This is a genomic window from Apilactobacillus bombintestini, from assembly GCF_003627035.1.
In the GTDB taxonomy this organism is placed as follows: domain Bacteria; phylum Bacillota; class Bacilli; order Lactobacillales; family Lactobacillaceae; genus Apilactobacillus; species Apilactobacillus bombintestini.
Genome location: NZ_CP032626.1, coordinates 366,991 through 391,517, shown reverse-complemented (window position 1 = coordinate 391,517; position 24,527 = coordinate 366,991). Strand labels below are relative to the sequence as shown.

At 34.3% G+C, this 24,527-nt stretch carries 20 protein-coding genes; 7 read left to right on the top strand and 13 right to left on the bottom strand.

Annotated elements, in window-relative coordinates; genetic code table 11:
- Positions 1-36: 36 nt before the first annotated feature.
- The 5 genes from adhP to helD form a co-directional block, all read right to left on the bottom strand.
- Positions 37-1,053: an alcohol dehydrogenase AdhP gene (adhP, locus tag D7I45_RS01785; protein ID WP_120784083.1), complete on the bottom strand. Its 1,017-nt coding sequence runs from the start codon at positions 1,051-1,053 to the stop codon at positions 37-39.
- 146 nt (positions 1,054-1,199) lie between these two features.
- A complete protein-coding gene (locus D7I45_RS01780; protein ID WP_162924065.1) occupies positions 1,200-2,300 on the bottom strand; it encodes an SLC13 family permease in 1,101 nt (366 codons plus the stop codon).
- 113 nt (positions 2,301-2,413) lie between these two features.
- Positions 2,414-3,961 carry a glutamine-hydrolyzing GMP synthase gene (gene guaA / locus D7I45_RS01775; RefSeq protein WP_120784867.1) on the bottom strand — a complete coding sequence of 516 codons (1,548 nt, stop codon included), beginning with the start codon at positions 3,959-3,961 and terminating at the stop codon, positions 2,414-2,416.
- Between the two features lie 77 nt (positions 3,962-4,038).
- A complete protein-coding gene (gene coaA / locus D7I45_RS01770; RefSeq protein WP_120784081.1) occupies positions 4,039-4,962 on the bottom strand; it encodes a type I pantothenate kinase in 924 nt (307 codons plus the stop codon).
- Positions 4,963-5,194: 232 nt separating this feature from the next.
- The gene (helD, locus tag D7I45_RS01765; RefSeq protein WP_120784080.1) at positions 5,195-7,495 is read right to left on the bottom strand and encodes an RNA polymerase recycling motor HelD; all 2,301 of its coding nucleotides are present in this window, start codon (positions 7,493-7,495) and stop codon (positions 5,195-5,197) included.
- Positions 7,496-7,638: 143 nt separating this feature from the next.
- Between helD and D7I45_RS01760 the strand changes: the two genes are divergently transcribed.
- A complete protein-coding gene (locus D7I45_RS01760) occupies positions 7,639-8,301 on the top strand; it encodes a histidine phosphatase family protein (protein WP_120784079.1) in 663 nt (220 codons plus the stop codon).
- Between the two features lie 60 nt (positions 8,302-8,361).
- Here D7I45_RS01760 and D7I45_RS01755 read toward each other — a convergent pair whose 3' ends face one another.
- The 6 genes from D7I45_RS01755 to D7I45_RS01730 form a co-directional block, all read right to left on the bottom strand.
- Positions 8,362-9,306, bottom strand: coding sequence for an ABC transporter ATP-binding protein (locus D7I45_RS01755; RefSeq protein ID WP_120784078.1), 945 nt, complete (start codon positions 9,304-9,306; stop codon positions 8,362-8,364).
- An 11-nt stretch (positions 9,307-9,317) separates the two neighbouring features.
- Positions 9,318-10,370, bottom strand: coding sequence for an ABC transporter ATP-binding protein (locus D7I45_RS01750; protein ID WP_120784077.1), 1,053 nt, complete (start codon positions 10,368-10,370; stop codon positions 9,318-9,320).
- A gap of 10 nt (positions 10,371-10,380) precedes the next feature.
- The gene (locus D7I45_RS01745; RefSeq protein ID WP_120784076.1) at positions 10,381-11,400 is read right to left on the bottom strand and encodes an ABC transporter permease; all 1,020 of its coding nucleotides are present in this window, start codon (positions 11,398-11,400) and stop codon (positions 10,381-10,383) included.
- A gap of 1 nt (position 11,401) precedes the next feature.
- Complete coding sequence (opp3b, locus tag D7I45_RS01740; RefSeq protein WP_120784075.1) at positions 11,402-12,331, bottom strand: oligopeptide ABC transporter permease; 930 nt, start codon at positions 12,329-12,331, stop codon at positions 11,402-11,404.
- Positions 12,332-12,842: 511 nt separating this feature from the next.
- On the bottom strand, positions 12,843-14,468 hold the full coding sequence (locus D7I45_RS01735; RefSeq protein ID WP_120784074.1) for a peptide ABC transporter substrate-binding protein: 1,626 nt from the start codon (positions 14,466-14,468) through the stop codon (positions 12,843-12,845).
- 311 nt (positions 14,469-14,779) lie between these two features.
- Positions 14,780-16,405 (bottom strand): peptide ABC transporter substrate-binding protein, encoded by a 1,626-nt coding sequence (locus D7I45_RS01730; RefSeq protein ID WP_120784073.1) that lies wholly within the window; start codon positions 16,403-16,405, stop codon positions 14,780-14,782.
- Positions 16,406-16,695: 290 nt separating this feature from the next.
- On the opposite strand from D7I45_RS01730, the gene hflX reads away from it, so the two are divergent.
- The 3 genes from hflX to D7I45_RS01715 all read left to right on the top strand — a co-directional run bounded on the left by hflX (position 16,696) and on the right by D7I45_RS01715 (position 19,082).
- Entirely contained in the window at positions 16,696-17,973 is a 1,278-nt protein-coding gene (gene hflX / locus D7I45_RS01725) for a GTPase HflX (protein ID WP_120784072.1), read from the top strand.
- Positions 17,974-18,064: 91 nt separating this feature from the next.
- Positions 18,065-18,772 (top strand): AzlC family ABC transporter permease, encoded by a 708-nt coding sequence (locus D7I45_RS01720; RefSeq protein ID WP_120784071.1) that lies wholly within the window; start codon positions 18,065-18,067, stop codon positions 18,770-18,772.
- A complete protein-coding gene (locus D7I45_RS01715; RefSeq protein WP_120784070.1) occupies positions 18,759-19,082 on the top strand; it encodes an AzlD domain-containing protein in 324 nt (107 codons plus the stop codon). Before D7I45_RS01720 ends, D7I45_RS01715 begins: the two co-directional genes overlap by 14 nt.
- A 35-nt stretch (positions 19,083-19,117) precedes the next feature.
- On the opposite strand, the gene D7I45_RS01710 is transcribed toward D7I45_RS01715, so the two are convergent.
- Both D7I45_RS01710 and D7I45_RS01705 read right to left on the bottom strand, forming a co-directional pair.
- Entirely contained in the window at positions 19,118-19,669 is a 552-nt protein-coding gene (locus D7I45_RS01710; protein ID WP_120784069.1) for a guanylate kinase, read from the bottom strand.
- Positions 19,670-19,672: 3 nt separating this feature from the next.
- Positions 19,673-20,089: a bis(5'-nucleosyl)-tetraphosphatase gene (locus D7I45_RS01705; RefSeq protein WP_120784068.1), complete on the bottom strand. Its 417-nt coding sequence runs from the start codon at positions 20,087-20,089 to the stop codon at positions 19,673-19,675.
- 135 nt (positions 20,090-20,224) lie between these two features.
- Here D7I45_RS01705 and D7I45_RS01700 point away from each other — a divergent pair, with 135 nt between their 5' ends.
- From D7I45_RS01700 to D7I45_RS01690, 3 genes are all read left to right on the top strand, one after another.
- Positions 20,225-22,642, top strand: a complete 2,418-nt coding sequence (locus D7I45_RS01700) for a Xaa-Pro dipeptidyl-peptidase (protein ID WP_120784067.1) — start codon at positions 20,225-20,227, stop codon at positions 22,640-22,642.
- 37 nt (positions 22,643-22,679) lie between these two features.
- Complete coding sequence (locus D7I45_RS01695; RefSeq protein WP_120784066.1) at positions 22,680-23,591, top strand: proline iminopeptidase-family hydrolase; 912 nt, start codon at positions 22,680-22,682, stop codon at positions 23,589-23,591.
- 120 nt (positions 23,592-23,711) lie between these two features.
- Positions 23,712-24,521 (top strand): hypothetical protein, encoded by an 810-nt coding sequence (locus D7I45_RS01690; RefSeq protein WP_120784065.1) that lies wholly within the window; start codon positions 23,712-23,714, stop codon positions 24,519-24,521.
- Positions 24,522-24,527: the final 6 nt, after the last annotated feature.

The following is a 24,527-nucleotide window of genomic DNA, read 5'->3' as shown; positions in this document are numbered from 1 at the left end:
AGCGTTATCCAAAGGACAACGCTTTTTGTAATTTAATTATTTAGTAAAGTCAATTACCATACGACCTACGATCTTACCGTTCTTCATTTCGTCGATAACATCGTTGATTTCAGATAATTTTCTAGTGTGTACGATAGGTTTAACTTTGCCTTCAGCACCTGCTTGGAAAGTTTCTTTAAGATCTTGTCTAGTTCCTACTAATGAACCTTCCACATGAATACCGTTTAGCACAGTTTGGGCAATGTTTAAGTCCATGTTACCTTTTGGTAAAGCCACTGCTACTAAATGTCCATCCGGACGTAATGCATTAATAGCTTGGTCGAAAGCAATTGGGTTAACAGCGGTAATAACTGATACGTGTGCACCACCGTTAGTTTCTTCTTTTACCTTATCGGATAAGTTTTCGGTACGGTAATCAATACCCTTCTTAGCACCTAATTTCTTAGCTGCTTCTAGGTTGTTTCCACGTGCCACTGCAACTACATTAGCACCGAAAACATTGTTAGCGAATTGAACACCTAGGTTACCTAATCCACCGGCACCTACCATTTCAACCCATTGGCCAGGTTTAGTTTGACCTACTTTTAGTGCCTTGTACATAGTAACTCCAGCACAAGTTAAGGAAGTAGCTTCCACAGGATCTAATTCTTCGGGAACCTTAACAGCGTATTTAGCATCTACAATTACTTGTTCTGCCATTGCACCGTCTACAGTGAATCCAGCATTCTTAACTTGGCGACATAAAGTTTCACGACCAGTTAAGCAGTATTCACAATGGCCACAGCCATTAAAGAACCATGCGATTGAAACACGGTCACCAACTTTTAGGTTGTCTACGTCGTCAGCAATTTCTACTACTCGACCTACACCTTCGTGTCCAATAATACGGCCAGCTTGATCACCAAAATCTCCGTTAGCCACGTGTAAATCAGTGTGGCATAGTCCACAGTATTCTACTTGAACTAATGCTTCACCATTTTCAATAGGACGTAAGTCCACATCTTTAATGTCTACATATCCGTCTGAGTTATCTCTTACTACGGCTGCTTTCATATATAACACCTCTTAGTTTTTTATATATAATATTATGATTATAAAATATCATGTTATTTCAAATAAAGAAAGGTATTATTCATGATATTTTAATTACATTTTTATAATAAAAAGTCTGACAGTTTTTGCTGCCAGGCTTTTGTTTTTTATATAAAGAATATTTTCACCATAGATAATAATACCAATACAATTACGTTAATTAAGAGGAAGTATTTAATAAATTTATTACTATATTCGGGTAAATTGAGACTGACTTGTTTATATGCTAATAAATTAGCTAGTGAAGCTACCAAAGTTCCTAAACCACCAATGGAGACTCCTGCATATATAGCAGAGAAATTACCAGAAAACTTAGAAATCAAAACAGCAGTAGGTACATTACTAATTACTTCACTACTGCCCATCGATGTTAGATAAGTAGCAATTGAATTGCCCGTAAAATGATTAATCATATTTACTATCCACGTAAAACGACTGATCATCCCTACAATCAAAAAGAATCCCACAAAGGAAAGTAACAATGAATAATCCACATCTGCTATACATTTATAATTAATAGTTTCTACTAGCAAAAGTGTAATTAATAAATCTAACCATATAGATATAATCGAAAATTGTGCTAACAATACTAAAATCAATAAGGCAGAAACTATTAACAGATACCGATTTTTTATACTTATATTTTTCACTGCACTAGTGTCAATTTCCTTATTACTACAAAACATAAGTAGCACTGTAATAGTTATTAATCCCAATATCAACAACCACAAAGAGTGTCCAAAAAATTGTTTAAGAGATATTTTATAATATTCCACTAAAAAGACATTTTGTGGATTACCAATAGGAGTAACTGCACTGCCTAAATTAGCCGCAATAGTAATCAATATTATCGGATAAATAAATGGCAACTCATACTTTTTAGCTACCATGATATACAACGGTACCAATGTAATAATTGCTACATCATTGGTTACTAGCATTGAACTGATAAATGATACCATCGTCATCCACATAACTACCTGCCTTGTCGTTTTGACCCGTTTTATGATGGCTTCACTTATATAATCTAGCATCCCCACTCGCTTAATCAGTGCAATGATTAACATTAAATTAAATAAGAGAACGATAGTATTTACATCAATATCAGCAATATTCATGGGCTTTAAAAATAATAAAGCTAACCAAATTATCGATACGACTTGCAGAACTCGATCTTTTACGATATTTAGCCATATATTCCGTATCATAATCAATATCTTCCTCTCGTTTAAATACTTATATTTTATCAAAATAAAAAAGCTGACAATATAAAATGTCAGCTTTTTCTTTTTTATCGAATGAAAATAAATATAGTTAGTGTTTATTCCCATTCAATTGTCGAAGGTGGCTTACTGGTAATATCATATACTACTCGGTTAACTCCATCGACTTCATTTGTGATTTTAGTAGAAATTTCAGATAAAACATCCCATGGGATTTTTGCAAAATCAGCAGTCATTCCATCAATTGAGTTTACGGCACGAATGGCAATGGTGTAGTCATAAGTACGTCCATCACCCATTACACCCACACTCTTGAATCCAGGAAGGATAGTGAAGTATTGCCAAATGTCTTTATCTAGACCTGCTTTAGCAATTTCACGACGTAAGATGTAGTCACTATCTCTAACAATCTTTAACTTGTCTTTAGTAACTTCACCAATTACACGAATACCTAAACCAGGACCTGGGAATGGTTGACGCCATACTAAGTTAGCTGGCATACCTAATTCTTCACCCAAGTGTCTTGTTTCATCCTTAAATAAAGAACGAACAGGTTCAATTAGTTTAAATTGTAGGTCTTCTGGAAGTCCACCTACGTTGTGATGTGACTTAATAGTTTCGGCAGTGTTAGTACCACTTTCGATAACGTCAGTGTACAAAGTACCTTGTGCTAAGAAATCAACATCTTTTAGCTTAGCAGCTTCTTGATTGAAAACTTCGATAAATTCTTTACCGATAATTTTTCTCTTCTTTTCGGGATCAGTTACACCCTTAAGTTTGTTCAAGAATAATTCGCTAGCATCTACTTGAATAATGTTTAGACCAAATTTACCTTGTAAACTGTCCATAACTTCTTTAACTTCGTTTTTACGAAGTAATCCGTGATCAACAAAGATACAAGTTAATTGGTCACCAATTGCTTTGTGTAGTAAAACACCAGTAACACTGGAATCTACCCCACCAGATAATCCTAGGATTACCTTTTTATCGCCGACTTCTTCTCTGATATGTTTGATTTTCATATCAATGAAATCATTCATTGACCAGTTAGCTTCTGCGCCACAAACGTTAAACACGAAGTTCTTTAGGATATCATTACCATATTTGGTATTTCTAACTTCCGCGTGGAATTGGATTCCATAGAACTTTCTAGCGGTATCTTGCATTGCAGTAATTGGGCAACCTTCTGCCTTTGCCACATTTTCAAAACCATTAGGAACTTTTCTTACTAAGTCCCCATGACTCATCCAAACTGGTTCTTCCTTAGGTAGATTTTGGAAAAGATCTGCCTTATCAGAAGTAATGTCGATGTCAGCATGACCGTATTGACCATGATCTTGACCATCAACTTCTCCTCCACCTAAATTGTATGCCATTAGTTGCATACCATAACAAATTCCTAAAATAGGAATGTTTAATTCAAAAATCTTAGGATCGACCGTTAGTGCGTCGTCGGCATAAACACTGTTAGGTCCACCAGAGAATATAATCCCTTTAGGATTAAAAGCTTTTATTTCATCAATTGACATATCATGAGCTTTTAGTTCAGAGTATACGCCAAAATCACGGATACGACGGGTGATTAATTGGTTGTATTGACTACCAAAATCTAAAACCAAGATTTTATCAAATGATGACAAATCCATTTCAGCCAAGGCTTTCACTCTCCTATCTATAAATTGTACTTATCATACATAGAAAATCGCTTGGCGTCAAATTAAATCTAGTACTTTCTAAGTAAAATTTTATCGATACGGTGATTGTGAGTCTTGTGCACAATTAAATCAGCCCTAGTTTTAGTGGGCTTAATATTTTCCTTTAAATTAGGCAAATTAATTTCTTGCCAAACATTGCGGGCATTCTCAATTGCCTTTTGACGGTCGGTATGCGCAATCTTGTAATAGTAGTTAGAAGGATTTTGAAAAGCAGTATCCATTAAACTCTTGAAACGTTCAATGTACCATTGTTCGATTAAATCATCTTCTGCATCAATATAAATAGAAAAATCAGTAAAATCACTTACATAAATTTGTTGATTACTTGGTAGTTGTAAAGTGTTAATACCTTCAATAATTAATACATCGGGTTGATCAACAATATCGAATTTATCCGGAATAATATCATAAGCATCATGAGAATAAATAGGTGCTTTAACATTTCTTTTTCCTGATTTAACTTCATTTAGAAAATGGATTAATGACTTCATGTCGTAACTTTCGGGAAAACCTTTACGGTCCATAATATGGCGACGGTTTAGTTCCGCTGAGTTATATAAGAAACCATCGGTAGTAATTAATTGAATCTTTTTATCAGGAAAATAATGTGTTAATAATACTTCCAACAAACGTGCTGTAGTGGATTTACCTACTGCCACACTTCCGGAAATTCCGATAATAAAAGGTACTTTACGAGGCTTCTTAGATAAAAATTCAGTTTTAGTCTTTTGCCAAGCATCAAAATTTTGATTACATAAATCCAACAAATGCACCATAGGAATATATACATCCCGTACATCTTGCAAGGAAATTTCATCATTGAAAGCCTTAATTTGTCTTAAACTTTCCTTAGTTAATGGAATAGATTGTAGTTGATAAAAGCTTTTCCATTCTTCTTTTTTAAATGCGTAGTAATTGATTGGATCAGTCAATATTACGCCTCCGTTCGTTAAAAATTAGTAGTTTAATGATAACACTGTTTATTTAACGATAATACAAAAAGTGTCTATCACTACCAGATGCTATGCATCATTTAACACAATATAAACTTCTCTTAATTGCTTAAATCATTGAAAACACTAGAAAAGGCCTGATTCCCAATCATTTTGGAAATCAGACCTTTATTCTATATTAATTGCTTAACTGCTTTGTTACGAATCTGCTTTATTGTAAATCATACAAGTTGTCAGGTACCGCATCAAACAAGTGTGATAATTGTTTTTTAGCAATAATAGTTAATTCATGCATTGCACGAGTACAGATGGTGTAAACCAATTGACGATCAGCTTCATCACCAAAATGTTCTTCGTCCCCATTAAACATAACCACAGAATCAAATTCTAGCCCCTTAGCTAAGTATGCAGGGATAACTAAGGTACCAGTGACTAGACGTTGGTTTTCGGTTTGAATAAGGGTATTTTTGACGTTTTTATCGTCTAATTGTTTAGATAGTGTTTTAGCTTCTGCTAAATTCTTTACCACAATAGCGGTAGTATCATGTTTTTGTTTATCTGCATCGATACGTTCTACTAACTTATCAATAGCCTCATCATGATTATTTACTACATTAACTACTGGTTTGTCCCCTTCACGAGCAAAGGATTCAATTTGACTACCTTCAGTAAGAATGTATTTAGTAAAGTCAGTAATTTGTTCAGTTGAACGATATGATTTAGTTAATTGAACTACATTGGTCTTTTCAGGATCAAACATAGTAGATAATTCTTGTAGTAGAGAATGACTGTTTTCATGAGTAAAGATAGCTTGGTTTAAGTCCCCTAATAATGTGAAACGAGCACGTGGGAAAGTGAACTTCAAGAATGCCATTTGGAAAGCAGTGTAATCTTGTACTTCATCAATGAATAGGTACTTAATATCTGTCTTTGGACGTTTACCTGAAATACGATCAAATAGATATAAGTATGCGGAAACATCTGCCATAGATACATGGCCATTCTTCATTCTAGCAATGGATTCGTCTACTGATTCATTCCATTCATCTTTGGTTAAATCAAACTTGTCTAAGTTGATTAAGTTAGGAACATTTCTTAAGAAGTTAACGAATTGATTGTTAATACCTAAGAAACGAGCATGTACAATTTGTTTTCTAATTCTTCTAAGGGCACCAATTACGATGTGTCTAGCTAAGAATTCAAATTCACGGTCAGCGTTTTCAAATTCATCAGGATGACTTCTTTGTACCGCTTGAATTTGTTCTCTACTTAAATCTTGTACCGCTTGTTCTACCCAAGGTTTCTTCATTTCAGATTTAACACGACGGTTTAACATCTTAATTAAACGTTCCTTAGTAGCATCTAAACGGTTTCTTAAATTATAGTTTTCGTTGAAGCTGTAGTAGATTTCGCTAATCTTTTCTTTGGAAATGAAGATATCTCCTTGGAACTTCAAGTTCTTGAATTTCATATCTTCAGTATTTAAGTGATTAGTGTAGGCTGTTTCACCCTTAAAGAAGTCTAAACTATTCTTCAATTGATTAATCTTTTTAAGTTTAGCATCGTCTGAATTATCTTCTTCAAAACGTTCGGATAAGGTTTCTACCTTAAACTTAGGTACACGTAAACTACTGTATTGGTAATAAGTCATTTGTACCATGTTTTGTTCACCTAATTCAGGCAATACTTGATTAATGTAATCATTAAACAATTGGTTAGGTGAGAATAAAATAACTTGGCCAGAGCTTAAACGACCACGGTATTGGTAAAGTAAGAATGCCACTCTTTGTAATACCGCTGCAGTCTTACCTGAACCGGCAGCTCCTTGTACGAATAATAAGTCAGACTTAGTATCTCTAATAATCTTATTTTGTTCTGCCTGAATAGTAGTAACGATACTCTTCATCTTAGTATTGGATTTACCATTTAAGTTATCCAATAACATTTGGTCTCCAACTACTTGATCAGTATCAAAAATGGTATCAATTTTACCATCTTTAATTTGGAATTGACGCTTCAAAGTAACGTTTACAGTTTGTTCACCCATTGGAGTTTTATAGGTTAACTTACCGATTTTACTATCGTAGTAAATACTAGAAATAGGTGCACGCCAATCGTAAATCAAATAATGATCAGGACGATCAGTAAAGGAACCTAATCCAATATAGATAGTTTCAGGTTTATCTTCGCCTTCTTCTTCAAAATCCAAACGTGCGAAGTATGGACGTTTTTCCATCTTAGATAATTTATCGTATTCATGGGTAGCATGTTTCCAACTGTTTTCTCTTTCTTCCAACATTTGTTGTTGTTGACGAATAGAAACAGAAGTTTCCATCATCCCTGAATAAGTACTGGTTTTTAAGCGGACATCATTATAGAAGTTCTTGTTAATGTCATCTTCATCTTTTTCAGCGCGATTAATTTTTTGGATAGCTTCGTTTTTTGCAAACTTAACTTTAGCTAAGACGTCATTTAAATGTTTTTGTTCTTTTTGTTTAATTGAATCAGACATATGAGCATAGCTCCAATCATAAAAATTTAGTAACCAATTTTAGCACATAACTAGGTCAAAGGAAAGCACAACATATATTTTCATTCATCATAACATCTATGATAGAATAGTGGTAAATAACACATAAGGTCAGGAGGATTTTTATGATTAATATTTATCTTGTTCGTCATGGACAAACTTATTTAAACAAATACGATCGCATTCAAGGAATTGCTAACGCACCTTTAACGGTCAAAGGAGTTGCTGATGCGGTGGATGCTGGAAAACGTTTAAGCTCCATTAAGTTTGACCATGCATATTCTAGTGATATGCCACGTGCATTCGATACTGGTAAATACGTTTTACAACAAAATCCTTCAACACTTGAAGAACCTATTAAAGATAAAGCTTTCCGTGAAGAAAACTTTGGTTACTTTGAAGGTAACGACAGTGAAGCTGCTTGGCATCAAATTGGTGGACCTCAAGGATTAAATTCCTACGCCAAAATGATTGATAAGCTAGGCATGGGCGGAACTGCTGACTTAATTGCCAAATGTGATCCATACGGCGATGCTGAAAATAACGAAGATTTAAAAGCTCGTTTCATTCCAGGCTTAAGAAAAGCTATTGAAAAAGCTAACGATGGTGAAAACATCTTAATCGCTGCACATGGAACTATTATTAGATGGGCAGTAGATCAATTTGCTGATGATTCTATCGATGTTTCAGAACCTATTCAAAATGGTAGTGTTTCCAAGTTAGTTGCTAACGATGATGGTAGTAACATTCGCGTAGAATACTACAACAATACTAGCGAAAATGTTTAATAATAAGTTTAATAAATAACAAAAAATAACCGTTACATTTAGTAACGGTTATTTTTTAGCTTATTTTTCGTTTAAGCGTTCTTTGTACATTTCAATTTCGTCGTCGGCAGCACGTACATAATGGTTAGGTGCAATTTCGACTAACTTACGTTCCTTGTCGTCACCTTCGATACTTGGATCATAATCGACAATTTGACGACTACGTTCAAATTCAGGATCAGGTACTGGAACGGCAGAAAGTAAACTTCTAGTGTAGTCATGTAATGGATGTTTGTATAATTCATCGGCATCAGCGATTTCTAGCATACGTCCATAATGCATAACTCCAATACGATCACTAATGTATTTAACCATAGATAAATCATGGGCAATAAATAAGTAAGTTAACTTACGCTTCTTTTGTAAGTCTTTTAATAAGTTAACTACTTGTGCTTGAATAGAAACATCTAAGGCTGAAATAGGTTCATCAGCGATGATGAATTTAGGCTTTACAGCTAAAGCACGAGCAATACCAATTCTTTGACGTTGACCACCAGAGAATTCATGTGGATAACGGTTAGCATGTTCTTTGTTTAAACCAACAGTTTCCAATAAATCTTCTACTTGGCGGTTACGATCTGCATCGTTTTTAGCCAAATGGTTAATATCGATTCCTTCAGCAATAATATCCTTAACTTTCATTCTAGGGTTTAATGAAGCATATGGATCTTGGAAGATAGTTTGAATATCACTACGGAATTGCTTTTCTTCCTTACGGTTCTTTAACTTAGAAACGTCTTTTCCATCAAAGATAATCTTTCCGCTAGTTGGTTCGTACAAATGACTAATAGCACGACCGGTAGTAGTTTTACCAGAACCGGATTCACCTACTAGACCAAAAGTTTCACCTTTGTAAACAGTAAATGAAATGTCATCTACAGCTTTTACTTCATCTTTTCTTCCCACATTGAAATATTGTTTTAAGTTTTCAACTTCCAAAATTTTGGGTGCATCTTTTTCTAACATACTGTCACCACCTATCCTTTATTTCCTAATTTTGCTTTGTAGTGTTCTTGACGTCTAACAATGTTAGCTGGTGGAGTTACTTTAGGCGCACGTGGGTCTAGTAACCATGTAGCTGCATAGTGAGTGTCAGAAACTTTAAAGAATGGTGGTTGCTTGATAGTATCAATCTTTAATGCATACTTATTTCTAGCAGCAAACGCATCCCCTACTGGTGGTTCTAATAAATCTGGAGGAGTACCTGGAATAGATGGTAATACATCTTCATCGGTATCCATAGTTGGCATAGAACTCAATAGACCCCAAGTGTATGGGTGTTTTGGATTGTAGAAAATTTCATCAACAGTACCGTATTCAACAATTTTACCTGCATACATAACGGCAACTCGATCAGCCATACCTGCAACTACCCCTAAATCGTGGGTAATGAAGATAATGGATGTGTTAATTTTAGTTTGTAATTCTTTCATTAAACGTAAAATCTTAGCTTGGATGGTAACATCTAGCGCAGTTGTTGGTTCATCAGCAATTAAGATTTCTGGGTAGTTAACTAAAGCAATCGCAATAACGATTCTTTGACGCATCCCACCAGAGAATTGGTAAGGATAGTCATTGATACGTTCTTCCGCATTAGTAATACCTACTAGTTTTAACATTTCTAAGGCCTTTTCCATAGCTTTAGCATGACTTAAGCCTTGGTGAATCATTAATGGTTCAGCCACTTGACGGCCAATCTTCATAGTAGGATCCAATGAAGTCATAGGATCTTGGAAGATTTCAGCAATACTTTTACCACGAAGTTTGCTTAGTTGTTTTTCACTCTTCTTTAAAATGTCTTCGCCTTTAAAGTTAATGGAACCACTAACAATGTCGGCATTAGGTGCATTCAATCCCATTATGCTTCGAGTAGTTACTGATTTACCAGAACCGGATTCACCTACAATAGCTAGGGTTTCACCTTTTCTTAAATCAAAACTAATGTCACGAATGGCTTGAACAGTACCTGCATAAGTTTTGAAATTAATAGATAAATTTCTGACTTCTAAGATATCTTTTTCGTTTTCCATTCTATGTCACCTACTCTCTTGATTTGGGATCGAAGGCATCACGTAAGCCATCACCCAAGATATTAAATGCAATCATTAATAATGATAATACTACCGCTGGAACCCACATTTGATATGGTAAGAATTGGAATGATTTTTGACCATTACTAATTAAGGTACCTAATGAAGCGGCTGGAGCAGGAACCCCAATTCCGATAAATGATAGGAATGCTTCGAAGAAGATAGCACTTGGAATAGTAAACATTGTATTAATGATAATTACACTAGTTAAGTTTGGAAGTAAGTGTTTAAATGCAATCTTCCATGAACTTTCACCTAATGCACGAGCAGCCAAAACAAATTCTTGGTTCTTTAATTCCAGTGTTTGTGCACGAACTAAACGTGCCATGTTAATCCAACTAGTTAAAGCAATAGCGATAATGATAGCTGGAATACCTGGTTTCAAAATTAATAGAAGTAAAATCATAACAACCAAGTTAGGAATGGAAAGTAAGATTTCAATTACACGTTGCATGAAGGTATCAATCTTTCCACCTAACCATCCGGAGATGATTCCGTATGCTACCCCGATAGTTAAATCGAAGAAAGTAGCAACCACCGCGATAATCAATGAAATTCTAGTACCATATAAAGTTCTAGCTAATAAATCACGGCCAAGGTAATCACTACCTAACCAGAAGTAATGGTTAGCAGCACCACCGGTATAAGCATTTACTCTAGCACCACCTTGTACCAAAGTACCGTTGAATCCAGGAATATCAATTCCAGGAATACGTGGTGGTAAGTTATTTAAACTAGGATGAGTAGAAATATTTCTAACGGATGGAATTAATGCTGATCCGAAAGCAACTACAAATAAGAAAATCAAAATAAATAATGAAATCATTGCAGCTTTGTTTTTCTTTAATCGACGCCATGAATCCTTTAGGAAGGTTAATGATGGTGCGGCAATTTTTTCATTGTCTAAATGTGCACCATCTGACAATGGTTCAAAGGCATCTTTTGGTAATTCTTTTGCTTTATCTGCCATATTAGTCTTTCCCTCCTGCAACTCTAATTCGAGGATCAATTAATCCATATACAATATCAGTAATTAGTAAAACTACACATAATAGGAAGCAGTACATAACTGTTAGTCCCATTATGGTTGGGTAATCATTAGTTAGTACTGAGTTAACAAATTGTTCACCGATACCAGGGATAGCGAAAATGTTTTCAACAACCATGGAACCAGTCATAATGTTAACTGCTAAAGGACCGATGATAGTTACTAATGGAATTAAACTATTTCTCAATGCATGATGATAAATAATTCCAAATTTGCTTAGTCCTTTTGCACGAGCCAATTCAATGTAGTCAGAACTTAGTACGTCCACCATTTCAGTTCTTACGAAACGAGCTGATTCAGCAAGTGGCATAGCCGCTAAAGCTAAAGTAGGTAAAATGGTGTAAGCAAATCCGCTCCAACCAGCGATTGGTAAGAATCCCCATTTCAAAGCAATTACATATTGTAATAATACTGAGAATACAAAGGAAGGAATGGAGATACCTAGAATAGAAATAATGGTAGTAGAAGTATCTACCCAGGTACTCTTCTTAATAGCTCCTAGTGCACCTACTACGATTCCGGCTAATACACCGACGATCATAGCTTGACCACCTAATAGAAGTGATGGTCCCATACGACTAGAAATTAAGTATGATACAGGTTGGTTACTGAATTGGAATGAAGTACCAAAGTTACCTTGTACCGCATTCACAATGTAACTAATGTATTGTTGCCAAACTGGTTTATCCAAACCATATTGTTTCAATACCATGTATCTTTCTGATGGTGATAACTTTTGTTCGTTAGTTAACGGTGTACCAGGCATTACCTTCATTAGAAAGAAGGTTACGGTAACCACGATAAACAACGTCAAAAGTAAGTAAAAAATTCTCTTTGACAGATATTTAACCATAATTTAATCCTCGCAATCCTAGGAGTAACTACTCCTTTAATATGTACGGAAGAGTAACATAACTCTATATTTATTCATTATAATAGATAGCCGGAACTCTTCACAAACAATTAATTAATTTTTTAACAAATTTACCTAAAATTAGGCAATGTTACATATCCATGATCTAATCTATAGATCACTTCTCAATAGTAATGCAGTCCCCCCAATTGCATACCATCAATCGAAAATGATGTATGTTCTCTGATAATTTAAATTATTAAAATAATACCATTGGAATATGATAAAAATCAAGGGTTTTTCTAATTTTATTTTAATCTAATTGAAAGATAGTATAAATTAAAACGCTAACATTAGTTGATTTAATAATGTTTTACAACAATTCGAGCATTAACTGATTATCTAATAAAAATTATAATATTGCTCTCATATTAAGTATTTTACCTAAATAAAAAAAGCTTTAAATTTCGTACCTATATAATGGTAGAAACTTAAAACTTTTTATTATTTTTTATTTTTTAGATAAAGTTGCATCCCTGAAATCAATTGGTGAACCAGTAGCAAAGTATTGTACACCATGTACACGTGGCTTAACTACTTGAGGTTGTACTTGATGATATAGAGGAGCAATTCCTTGATCATTCATCAAGATTTGTTCAGCTTTAACTAAGTCGTCCCAACGCTTAGCAGCATTGTTACTGTCTTTAGTTTCAGCGGCATTTACTAATTGATCATATTGTGCATTCTTCCATTTACCGTTGTTGTATGAAGCATCACTAGTAAACAAGCTTAGGAATGAAATAGGGTCTGGGAAATCAGCTCCCCATGCACTAACTACTAAATCAAATTGTCCATTTTGTGAACGAGTTAATCTAGTCTTAAATGGTACGTTTTGTGCACTAACCTTTAATCCAGGTAGTTTGTTTAGAGCTGTTTCTAAGAATTCAGTAGTCTTTTTACCAGCGTCAGTATCATCGGATAATACTGCGTAGTTTACAGATTTCTTACCTACTTCTTTTAGACCTTTAGCCCATAGTTTCTTAGCTTCACTTAGGTTGTAGGAAACTCCACTTGTAGTTCCTGCATCTGCTGTAAAGTCTTTACCATTACGTTTGGACATTCCAGGTGAAACATAACCTACAGCGGGAATAGAACCATCGCCTAATGTGTGATCAGTGTATTCCTTACGGTTTACTGCTAATGAAATAGCTTTTCTTAGGTTAGCATTCTTTAATTCAGGATTTTTCTTTTCATTAAATTCTAGATAGAAAGTAGAAGCTACCTTTGGTGAACTTAATTCTTTGCTTCCTTTGTACTTACCTACTTGTTGAGCTCCTGATAAGAATGATTCATCAGCTGCACCAGTTTCATATTGGTTTAATGCTGTGTTAGCATCCTTTTCTACTGAGTACTTAACACCGGCAACTTTAATCTTGCTTGCGTTGTAGTACTTGTTGTTCTTTTGTAGAGTCCAAGTATCGTTAGTACCTTTCCAGCCGGTCATCTTGAATGGACCGTTATATACCATATCATCACTGTTAGTACCATATGATGAACCGTACTTGTTAACTACTGCTTCACTTTGTGGCAAGAATGGTGCCATGGTTACTAAGTATTTGAAGTATGATTGTGGTTGAGTCAATGTAACTACCAATGTGTAATCTCCATCAGCTTTTACACCCAATGAACTAACTGGTGCTTTGCCTTTGCCAATTGCATCAGCGTTTTGTACGTGATCAAATAAGTATGAGTATTGTGAAGCTGTCTTAGGATCTACAGTACGTTGCCAACCATAAACGAAATCTTTGGCTGTTACAGGTTTACCGTTACTCCAGTTAGAATGTCTCAAGTGGAATGTGTAGGTTTTACCATCTTTAGACACGTCATAGCTTTTAGCTACTCCGGGGTTAACCTTGTTATCTTTAGCATTAACTAACAAACCTTCGTTACTGTTATTCAACATAGCAAAACTCAAATTATCAGTTGCCTTGGATGCGTCCAAGGTAGGTAATTGTGAAGATGTTTGCCAATTAATATATTTGCTGCTTGATTCTCTCGATTGGTTACCACAGGCAGCCAATAAGAATGCGGATGCTGCTCCTACAGCACTCAGCTTAACTACAGTCTTAAATTTCATGTTGGTCCCTCCCATTTAGTACCATCAAATGATGATTTACATCTTTAAGATTGATAGAATCATATCATTTAATTATCATAAAAAGCAACCTTTTTATCATAGAATTTTAATCTAATTATAAAAACGTCCAATTAATATTGTTTCAAAAAGCTATTATATAAGCACTTTACCCCATTTAAAAAATTAGTCATTTATTTAATGAAATTTTTCATTTTATTTTAATATTGTATTTTATATCCAAATAAAAAAGGCTTTAAATTTCACATCCATAAGCATGGCAGAAATTTAAAGTCTTTTATTATTAATTAATTTTATTTGTTAGATAAAGTAGCATCTCTAAAGTCAATTGGAGAACCAGTTGGGAAGTATTGTACTCCGTGTACACGTGGTTTAACTACTTGTGGTTGAACTTGATGGTATAGTGGAGCGATTCCTTGATTATCCATCAAGATCTTTTCAGCTTTAACCATATCATCCCAACGCTTAGCAGCATTGTTACTATCCTTGTTTTCAGCATTCTTAACTAATTGGTCGTATTGAGCATTACTCCATTTACCATTGTTGTATGAACCATCAGTAGTAAATAAGCTCAAGAATGAGATAGGATCTGGGAAATCGGCACCCCAAGCGTTAACTAAGATATCAAATTGACCACTTAGTGAACGAGCAATTCTAGTCTTGAATGGTACGTTTTGAGCACTTACTTTCAAGCCGGGTAATTGACCTAAAGCAGTTTCTAGGAATTCAGTAGTCTTCTTACCAGCATCAGTATCATCTGATAATACGGCGTAGTCAACTGACTTCTTACCTACTTCTTTTAGACCCTTAGCCCATAACTTTTTAGCTTCACTCAAGTTGTATGAAACTCCAGTAGAAGTTCCAGCGTATTGTGTGAAATCTTTACCGTTACGTTTTGACATACCAGGTGATACGTAACCAACTGCAGGAATAGAACCGTCACCTAATGTGTTATTAATGTATTCTTTACGATTTACTGCTAGAGAAAGTGCTTTTCTTAAATCAGCATTCTTTAGTTCAGGATTCTTCTTTTCGTTGAATTCTAGGTAGAAAGTAGAAGCAATTTTTTGGTTAACTAGTTCTTTGCTTCCCTTGTATTTACCAACTTGTTGGGCACCTGATAAGAATGATTCGTCAGCTGCACCAGTTTCATATTGGTTCAAAGCAGTATTGGCATCTTTTTGTACAGTGTACTTAACACCAGCTACCTTGATTTTACTTGCGTTGTAGTACTTGTTGTTCTTTTGTAAAGTCCAAGTATCATTGGTACCCTTCCAACCAGTCATCTTAAATGGACCGTTGTAAACCATATCGTCACTGTTAGTTCCGTATGATGAACCATATTTATTAACAACGGATTCACTTTGTGGCAAGAATGGTGCCATGGTTACTAAGTATTTGAAGTATGATTGTGGTTGGCTCAAAGTAACTACTAAAGTGTAATCACCTTGTGCCTTTACACCTAATGCACTAGCTGGTGCTTTACCTTTACTGATAGCATCAGCATTTTGTACATGATCAAATAAGTATGAGTATTGTGAAGCGGTCTTTGGATTAACAGTACGTTGCCAACCGTATACAAAATCTTTAGCGGTTACTGGCTTACCATTACTCCAATTAGAATGTCTTAAATGGAAAGTGTAAGTCTTACCATCTTTAGAAACTTCGTAGCTCTTAGCTACCCCTGGATTGACTTTATTGTTCTTGGCATTAATTAGTAAACCTTCGTTACTGTTATTCAACATTGCAAAACTTAAATTATCGTTAGCTTTAGATGCATCCAAAGTTGGTAATTGTGCATTGGTTTGCCAGTTTATGTACTTACTATTTGATTCTTTTGATTGGTTCCCACATGCCGCTAAAAAGAAAGCGGATGCTGCACCAACAGCTCCTAACTTAACTAAAGTTTTTAAATTCATTTTGATTCCCCCAATTTCTGACCATCCTGAACAGATGATTTATATCTCTTTGATTATTAGAATAATATCATTTTAATATAATATAAATCAACCTCTTTTATAATATTTCTTTAATACTAATAATGGTAAAACGGCGTCAAAATACCGTAGTATAAGTATTTATAGGATATTAAAAATTTTATTAAAATTCATATCATTTTTTAATTTTTATAATAAATTCTAATTATCATTAAAATAACGAAAATATAGGGCCTTAATGTTATAATGGTAAAAAATAAGGAGGTTCGCATTTGGAAATAGAAAAACAAACTGCCATCATTATTGGATTAAATTTAGATAATGAACAATTCGAATACTCTATGTCTGAGTTAGCAGCCCTAGCCGCTGCCAACAATCTAGAAGTGGTCGATCGTTTGGTACAAAAATTAGATCATCCTGACAAAGCTACCTACTTTGGCAAAGGAAAAGTGGAAGAACTAGCCACTACCGCATTAGATCATGATGTGGATATGATTATCGTTAATGACGAATTATCACCTAGTCAAATCAGAAACTTAGAAAAGAAAACTAATACTAAAATTATTGACCGTACTGGTTTAATCTTAGAAATCTTTGCTAACCGAGCTCGTACTCACGAAGCTAAGCTACAAGTTCAATTAGCTAAATTACAATACCAACTACCTCGTTTACACACTAGCGCTAGTCAACGTCTAGACCAACAAACTGGTAGTGGTGGCGGAAGCTTTACTAACCGTGGTTCTGGTGAATCACAACTAGAATTGAACCGTCGTGTAATTGAAAAAGACATTTCTCACATCAAGCGTGAACTAAAAGATATTCAAAAATCTGATTTAACACAACGTAAACAACGTGATGCTAAAAACATCCCTACTGTTGCCTTAGTAGGTTACACTAACGCTGGTAAATCTACTATTATGAATCAACTCGTTCAACGTTATGGAGAAAACCATGACAAACAAGTAATGGTTAAAAACATGTTATTTGCTACTTTGGATACTAGTGTTCGTAAACTTGTTTTCCCTGATAATAAAACTATGTTGTTATCAGACACTGTTGGTTTTGTAAGTAAATTACCTCACCAATTAGTACAAGCTTTCCGTTCTACTTTATCTGAAGCTGCAAATGCTGATTTATTAGTACAAGTAGTTGATGAATCTGATGAAAACAAAGACCTTATGATGCAAACTACTAAACAAACTCTAAAAGAGATTGGTGTAGAAAACATCCCTATGATCACAGTTTTCAATAAAGCTGACATCGCTGGTGAAAGTCGTCCACAACGTGCTGGTGATGACCTAATCATGGCTGCTTTAGAAGACGATTCCATTGATGAATTAGTTAAAATCATTCGAGAAAATAGTTATTCTAACTACACTACTGCTACTTTTGTTATTCCTTTTGACAAGGGAGATATCGTTAATTACTTAAATTCTAAGACTAACGTTTTATCTACTGATTACTTACCAGAAGGAACTAAAATCAAAGCTGAACTACCTAGTGATCAATTAGGTCGTTTAAAAGATTTTGTAGTTGAAGAAGAAAAATAATACTCAATGTCTATAAAAAATTGACAAGACAGCATTTTATCGATAAACTAACTGTTAATTAAATTTCGATTAGAGAAAGATGTGATTTTTTATTAACAGCGAACTTACTAGAAAAAATGCTTTCGAAGAAAGTATCCCTACTATGTTCGGATACATTGGTATTGGGCTTGCTTTTGGAATCATCGGGAAATCACTTGGATTTAGTGTTTTGTGGATTACCATCATTTCACTATTTGTATATGCTGGTTCAGCACAATTCATTTTAATTTCCATGATTGCTATTCATAGTCCCATTCTTTCCATCATATTAACTATCTTCTTAGTTAATTCTAGAATGATACTTATGAGCATAACCACTGCGCCATATTTTAAAGAAGAGTCTGTTTTAAAAAATATACTCATTGGTTCTTTTTTAACCGATGAAAGTTTTGCATTAGGAATGAATAAATTAAATTATACTGATCACAAATTATCATTTGCCTGGTTTGATACTGCTAACATAGTGTCATATTTAACGTGGTCCGTTGCATCCTGTATCGGTGCCATTGCGGGTGGATTGATTCATAATCCATATTCTATAGGATTAGATTTTGCGATTATAGCAATGTTTATTGGATTATTATATCTACAATATATATCTGATAAAAGTATGCCTCAGTTGTTAAAGTTAGTAATGATTTTGGTTACTTTAGTTTTGGTATATGTTGGATTAATTTTTATTCCTAGTAGCTTACTAATTCTAGTTGTAACCTTATTGGGTTGTACGTTAGGAGTGTTTTTTAAACATGTCTTCTTTTAGTTTTACACTAATAACTATCATTGGTTGTGCATTAGTAACCTGGCTTTCTCGTGTGCTTCCTTTTATTTTATTAAAAAAGTTTAAATTATCTAAGCCAGTGGAAGAATATCTAAGCTTTGTTCCGATTGTCATTATGGCAACATTATGGTTCAGTGAATTATTTACACAACATTTAGGTCACCTTCCATCTGTAAACTGGGATAATTTATTAGCTTCCATTCCATCCGTTTTGGCAGCTATTATTTCAAGAAGTTTATTAGTAGTTGTTATTGTGGGAATAATATCTCTAGCAATTGTAAGATTAATATAAAAAAAGAACCTTTGAATTAAATCAAAGGTTCTTTTTTATTTAGTCATTAAGTTATCTACTTGTTTTTGGGCTACTTGCCAATCGTTATTATCAATTACAGTAGCTACGTTCTTTAATTCATCAGGTAAATGCATATCGCGCATAAATTCATCACTAGCTAAACGCTTTTCAATGCGTTGACTTTCATCCCCGCGCTTTTGCATTCTTTGACGCAATGTATCGGGATCATCTACTTTAATAAACCAAATCTCAGCTTGGTCTTTTAATTTTCGTGCATAAGTAATAGCACCTTTAGTATCCAAAACAATTACTGCCACATCATGATTTTCAAAAGCTTTATTAATACCTTCCATAGAGGAACCATATTGTGCAGTTACGTATTTAACATGTTCTAATAAATGCAATTTAGCAAAGGATTCATCCGTTTCAAAATAATAATCCACATTATTTTGTTCCTTACCACGAGGTTTTCTAGTGGTATGTGTAATGATTTTTCCTGCGTGATATTTTTCTACTAAGTAATCTCGTATCGAAGTTTTGCCACTACCTGTGGCACCAGTAATTACAATTAATTTTTTATCTGCCATATTCTATCCCAGCTTTTTTTCCACGTAATCATTAATTTGATCTAAAACATTTCTTAAGTTGTCATAGGTAATGGTTTTACGAGCTTGTTCATATGGTTGCCATACATAATCACTAATTTCTTCTTTTTGTAAAGTAACTGCAGGGTCATCTACTTTAGAAGTGTAAAAAGTAACTACTTTATGATTACCATTTTTCATATCATATTCTGCATCCACACTGTAATTAGTATCAATTTTAGCATCGATGTTAGTTTCTTCTTTAATTTCACGAATAGCAGTTTGTTCTAAAGATTCATCGCCTTCTACATGACCCTTAGGAAATCCCCAAAAATCACTAGTAGCGCTTTTTTCTAAAAGATATACGGGCTTGTGGTTTTCTACTTTGTAAACCAAGGCTCCGCCGTCGATTTCTGTTGCCATATTCATTCCTCCTATGAAACATTTGTATATATTATAGCATGATGTCAATATTGCCTTAAGCTTTTCATTGGAATTACGGTATTTCTTCTGTTTTAATTTGTTATAATGGATTTACATAAGAATAGGAGGATGGTCATGAAAAATCATCAATATGCTATCGCGGATTATAACTTAAAAATCGCGAAAAAAGAATTACGTGATATCCACTTTTTAGATGAAGAAACCGATAAAATCGATAATCCATCTGCTTTATTAAAACATTTTCTAATAACTGCTTTAGGCGACCAAAGCTTAGCTATCAAGGGACAAAAGATTTCTCAAATGTTAGCTAGTTTTGAAGAAAATGCCCTAACTTATTTAGATAAAAACGCCCCACTTTCTAAAATTGCTTTTTACAACATTGCATTGCAATTACTACATTTCCAAGTGGGCGAAGACTTTTTAATTGATAACTCTATTACTAAGATGAACAATTTAAATCTTCCAATTGCTAAAGTTCATGATCCTATGAACATCATGGATGTAACTTGCGCTTGGTATTTATTATTAAATACTCACACTAAATACGGAGTTACTTTAATCGATGATTTAGCCAGTGAAGGTTACTTTGCTCAAAACTACAATCAATTTACTAAGCCATTAATATTCAACGGTAAGAGTATGCCCGTATACAATACCAATGATCTTATCCGTGAAGTGGTTTACGTTGAATCACCTCAAGATACTGACCATGACGGCAAATTAGATTTACTAAAGGCTGAAATTATTCGTCCTAAAGAAAGTAATAAGAAACCCGTTCCCGTTATTTTCACTGCTAGTCCTTACAACCAAGGAACTAACGATAAAGACGGTGAAAAATTAACTCACAGTGTGGATTGTGGATTACAACATAAAGAACCTAACAATCTTTCTTTATCTAGTGTTTCCTACAAACACAAACATGAATCACTACCTAAGCCACGTGAAGTACAAGGTAAGACTAGAAAATCAGAACAAACCTTTAGCCGTGAACAATCATACACTTTAAATGATTACTTCTTGGCTCGTGGTTTTGCCGTCGTCTACGCCGCTGGTATCGGTACTTATGAATCTGACGGTTTCCGTACTACAGGCGATGTAGATGAAACCATTTCTACTAAATCCATTATTGAATGGTTAACTGGTAAACGTACCGCCTTCACTAACCGTACTGATAACAATAGTATTGAAGCTTACTGGAGCAATGGTAACGTTGCTATGACCGGTCGTTCTTACTTAGGTACTTTACAAATTGCCGCTGCTACTACTGGTGTGGAAGGCTTAAAGGCTTGTGTAGCTGAAGCCGCTATTTCCAACTGGTATGACTATTACCGTGAAAATGGTTTAGTTATGGCTCCTGGTGGTTTCCAAGGTGAAGATGCTGATGTATTAGCTACTGAAACTTTCAGTCGTAAGAAATCAGCTCTAGATTATTACCAAAGTAAAAAAGCTTGGCAAGAAGAATTAAACAACATCTCTAAGGAACAAGATCGTAAATCTGGTGATTACAACACTTTCTGGGATGCTCGTAACTATCTAAAAGATGTTAAAAACATCAAGGCTGACATGATGTTAGTACATGGTTTAAATGATGAAAATGTTAAACCTATTAACGTTGCTAACTTATGGCATGCATTAGAGCCTCTAAAAATTAATAAGAAATTGATTCTACACCAAGGTCAACACATCTATATCAATGCCTTTCAATCATTAGATTTCACCGATATGGTTAACTTGTGGTTCACTAACAAATTATTAGATGTTGACAACAAGGCCGATGAATTAATTCCTGATATCTTAATTCAAGATAATACTAAAGAACAAGAATGGAACACTTGGGATAGCTTTGATGAAGGCGACGATATGAAAGAAATTTCACTTAACCGCCCTTACAATGATCATCAAGAAGTATCCGGACCAGTTCAATTCAATGACTACTTATCCGAAGAAAACTTCGATAAGTATTGCCTAAATACTAAGAAGTGGCAACATGATTTAGTAATGGCTGACTCCAACGATGAATTAAGCAACAATCGTTTACTAATCAAATTAGATCCAAGCGATAAAGACTTATACATTGATGGAAAAGTACATGTTAAGTTATCCGCTGCTTCTTCACAAAACTTTGGAATGCTTAGCTGTCAATTAGTTGATTACAGTGAAGATTACCGCTTATCCGATAATCCACTACCTGTAGATCATCATAAAATCAACGAAGGTTACTTATGGCGTGAAGATTCATTACGTGAATTTAAGTTAAACAGTCACAAGACACCTTTCCAAAAGATTTCTGAAGGTCATATCAACATGCAAAATCGTCGCAGCAACTTCCAAGTAGACGAATTAACAGCTAATGAATTATATGATGTAGAATTTGACCTACAACCTAACTTCTATCATCTAAAAGCTGGTCATCAATTAGCAGTTATTATCTATGCTACTGACTTTGACAAGAGTATTCGTGGCAATCAAGATATTAACTATACTGTAGATTTAGCAAATTCTACTATTGAACTCCCTGTAAAAGAAGTTTAATATTAAAAATAAATTAAATAGAAATGAGGGAACTGTAATGAAACAACAAACAAAAATTATTACCCTAGATAATGGTTACCATTTATGGACTCACACTTCTGGTGAAGGAAAAATTAATCTTTTAGCCTTACACGGTGGCCCTGGTGGAACTCATGAATACTGGGAAAATACTGCTGATGAACTTAAGAAACAAGGATTAGACGTAGCTGTTACCTACTATGATCAATTAGGTTCATGGTATTCTGACACTCCTGACTTTTCTGATCCTAAGATTGCTGACAAATACTTAACTTACGATTACTTCGTTGATGAAGTAGAAGAAGTTCGTCAAAAACTTGGCTTAGATAACTTCTACTTAATCGGTCAATCTTGGGGTGGTGTATTAGTTCAACTATATGCACAACGCTACGGTGAACATCTAAAAGGTGCTATCATTTCTTCAATGGTAGATGACATCGATGATTACACTGCTCACTTAGACGAAATTCGTGAAAAAGAATTCGCTCCTGACGAATTAGACTTCATGAAGAAGTGCGAAGCAAACAATGATTACGACAATGCTCGTTACCAAGCTGATGTGGATAAATTAAACAAAGGCTACATTGACCGTAAACAACCTTCTAAACTAGATCATTTAGTGGATGTTTCTAACCCAGATATTTACCACAAGTTCCAAGGTGACAATGAATTCGTTATCACTGGTAAATTAGGTGAATGGCACAACACTGATCATCTAAAAGAAAACCACGTTCCTACCCTAGTAACTTATGGTGAACATGAATCCATGCCTGTTGCTACTGGTAAGCGTATGGCTAAGATGATTCCTAATGCTAAATTCGTATCTACACCTAATGCTGGTCACCATCACATGATTGATAATGCTCCAGTTTACTACGATCATTTAGCTACTTTCATGCGTGAAGTAGAAAACGATACTTTTAACAAATAAAACCAAAAAGAGATGGCCTTAAATAAGGTCATCTTTTTTTATATTTTTATAAAATTTTAATGTTTATTATTATCTTTTCGTGGTATAACTATCTTACTGAACTAAAGGAGTAACAAAATCATGCAAAATGTATATAATATTGTTTTAAATCGTACTAACAGCAATAATGTAGAACGTTTTATTAATTTATTCCGTGAAGGTGCTTTAATCGTAGTTATTCTAGAAATTTTTGGTTATCGAGTTCCCTCTTTTCTAACTAGTTCAATGAATAACTTCCTATTAAGTGTCTTTTATCTAATAACTAGCTATAAAATTCCATTATTATGTGTAATTATTTCTGTCATTTTATTTTTAGTTTCAGAAGCTTCTATGCATCATCCCTACTTGGATAATCTTCACCATAACTTCTGGCGCCAACTAATCAAGTTATACAAATTCGTTTGGATTATTGTATTCACCGTTTGTTTGTTAGCTACTAACCTAGAAAGTTTAATCGATTTTAAATTCATCATTGATGCAAGAGCTTTAGGTAACAATGCTTTATTCCTACCTACTCTATTTAGAAACTGTTTTGCATTATTCTTATTTGCCGCTAACGTTTACTGGTTCTTCGTTTACTTCTGTCAAAACGATAATGTTTTGGCAGAAAAACATCCCCGTGAATCACAATTAAATTCACGTGACTACATTAAACTAGCAAAACGCGAATTAGAAATATCCAATCAACACATTTACTTACAAATTTACGTACGTAACAACGAATCTCGTCCCCTAGACGATATTAAAGAATATTTCTTAGTAAAACATGTCTTTTATTCCAACCAAGGAAGAAAGAAAAAAGATATTACTATCATCAGTCAATTCGCCTCATATAGTGATGCCAAATCATTTATGAATGATTATGCTGATAATCATAGTAACTTCAATTAAAAATAA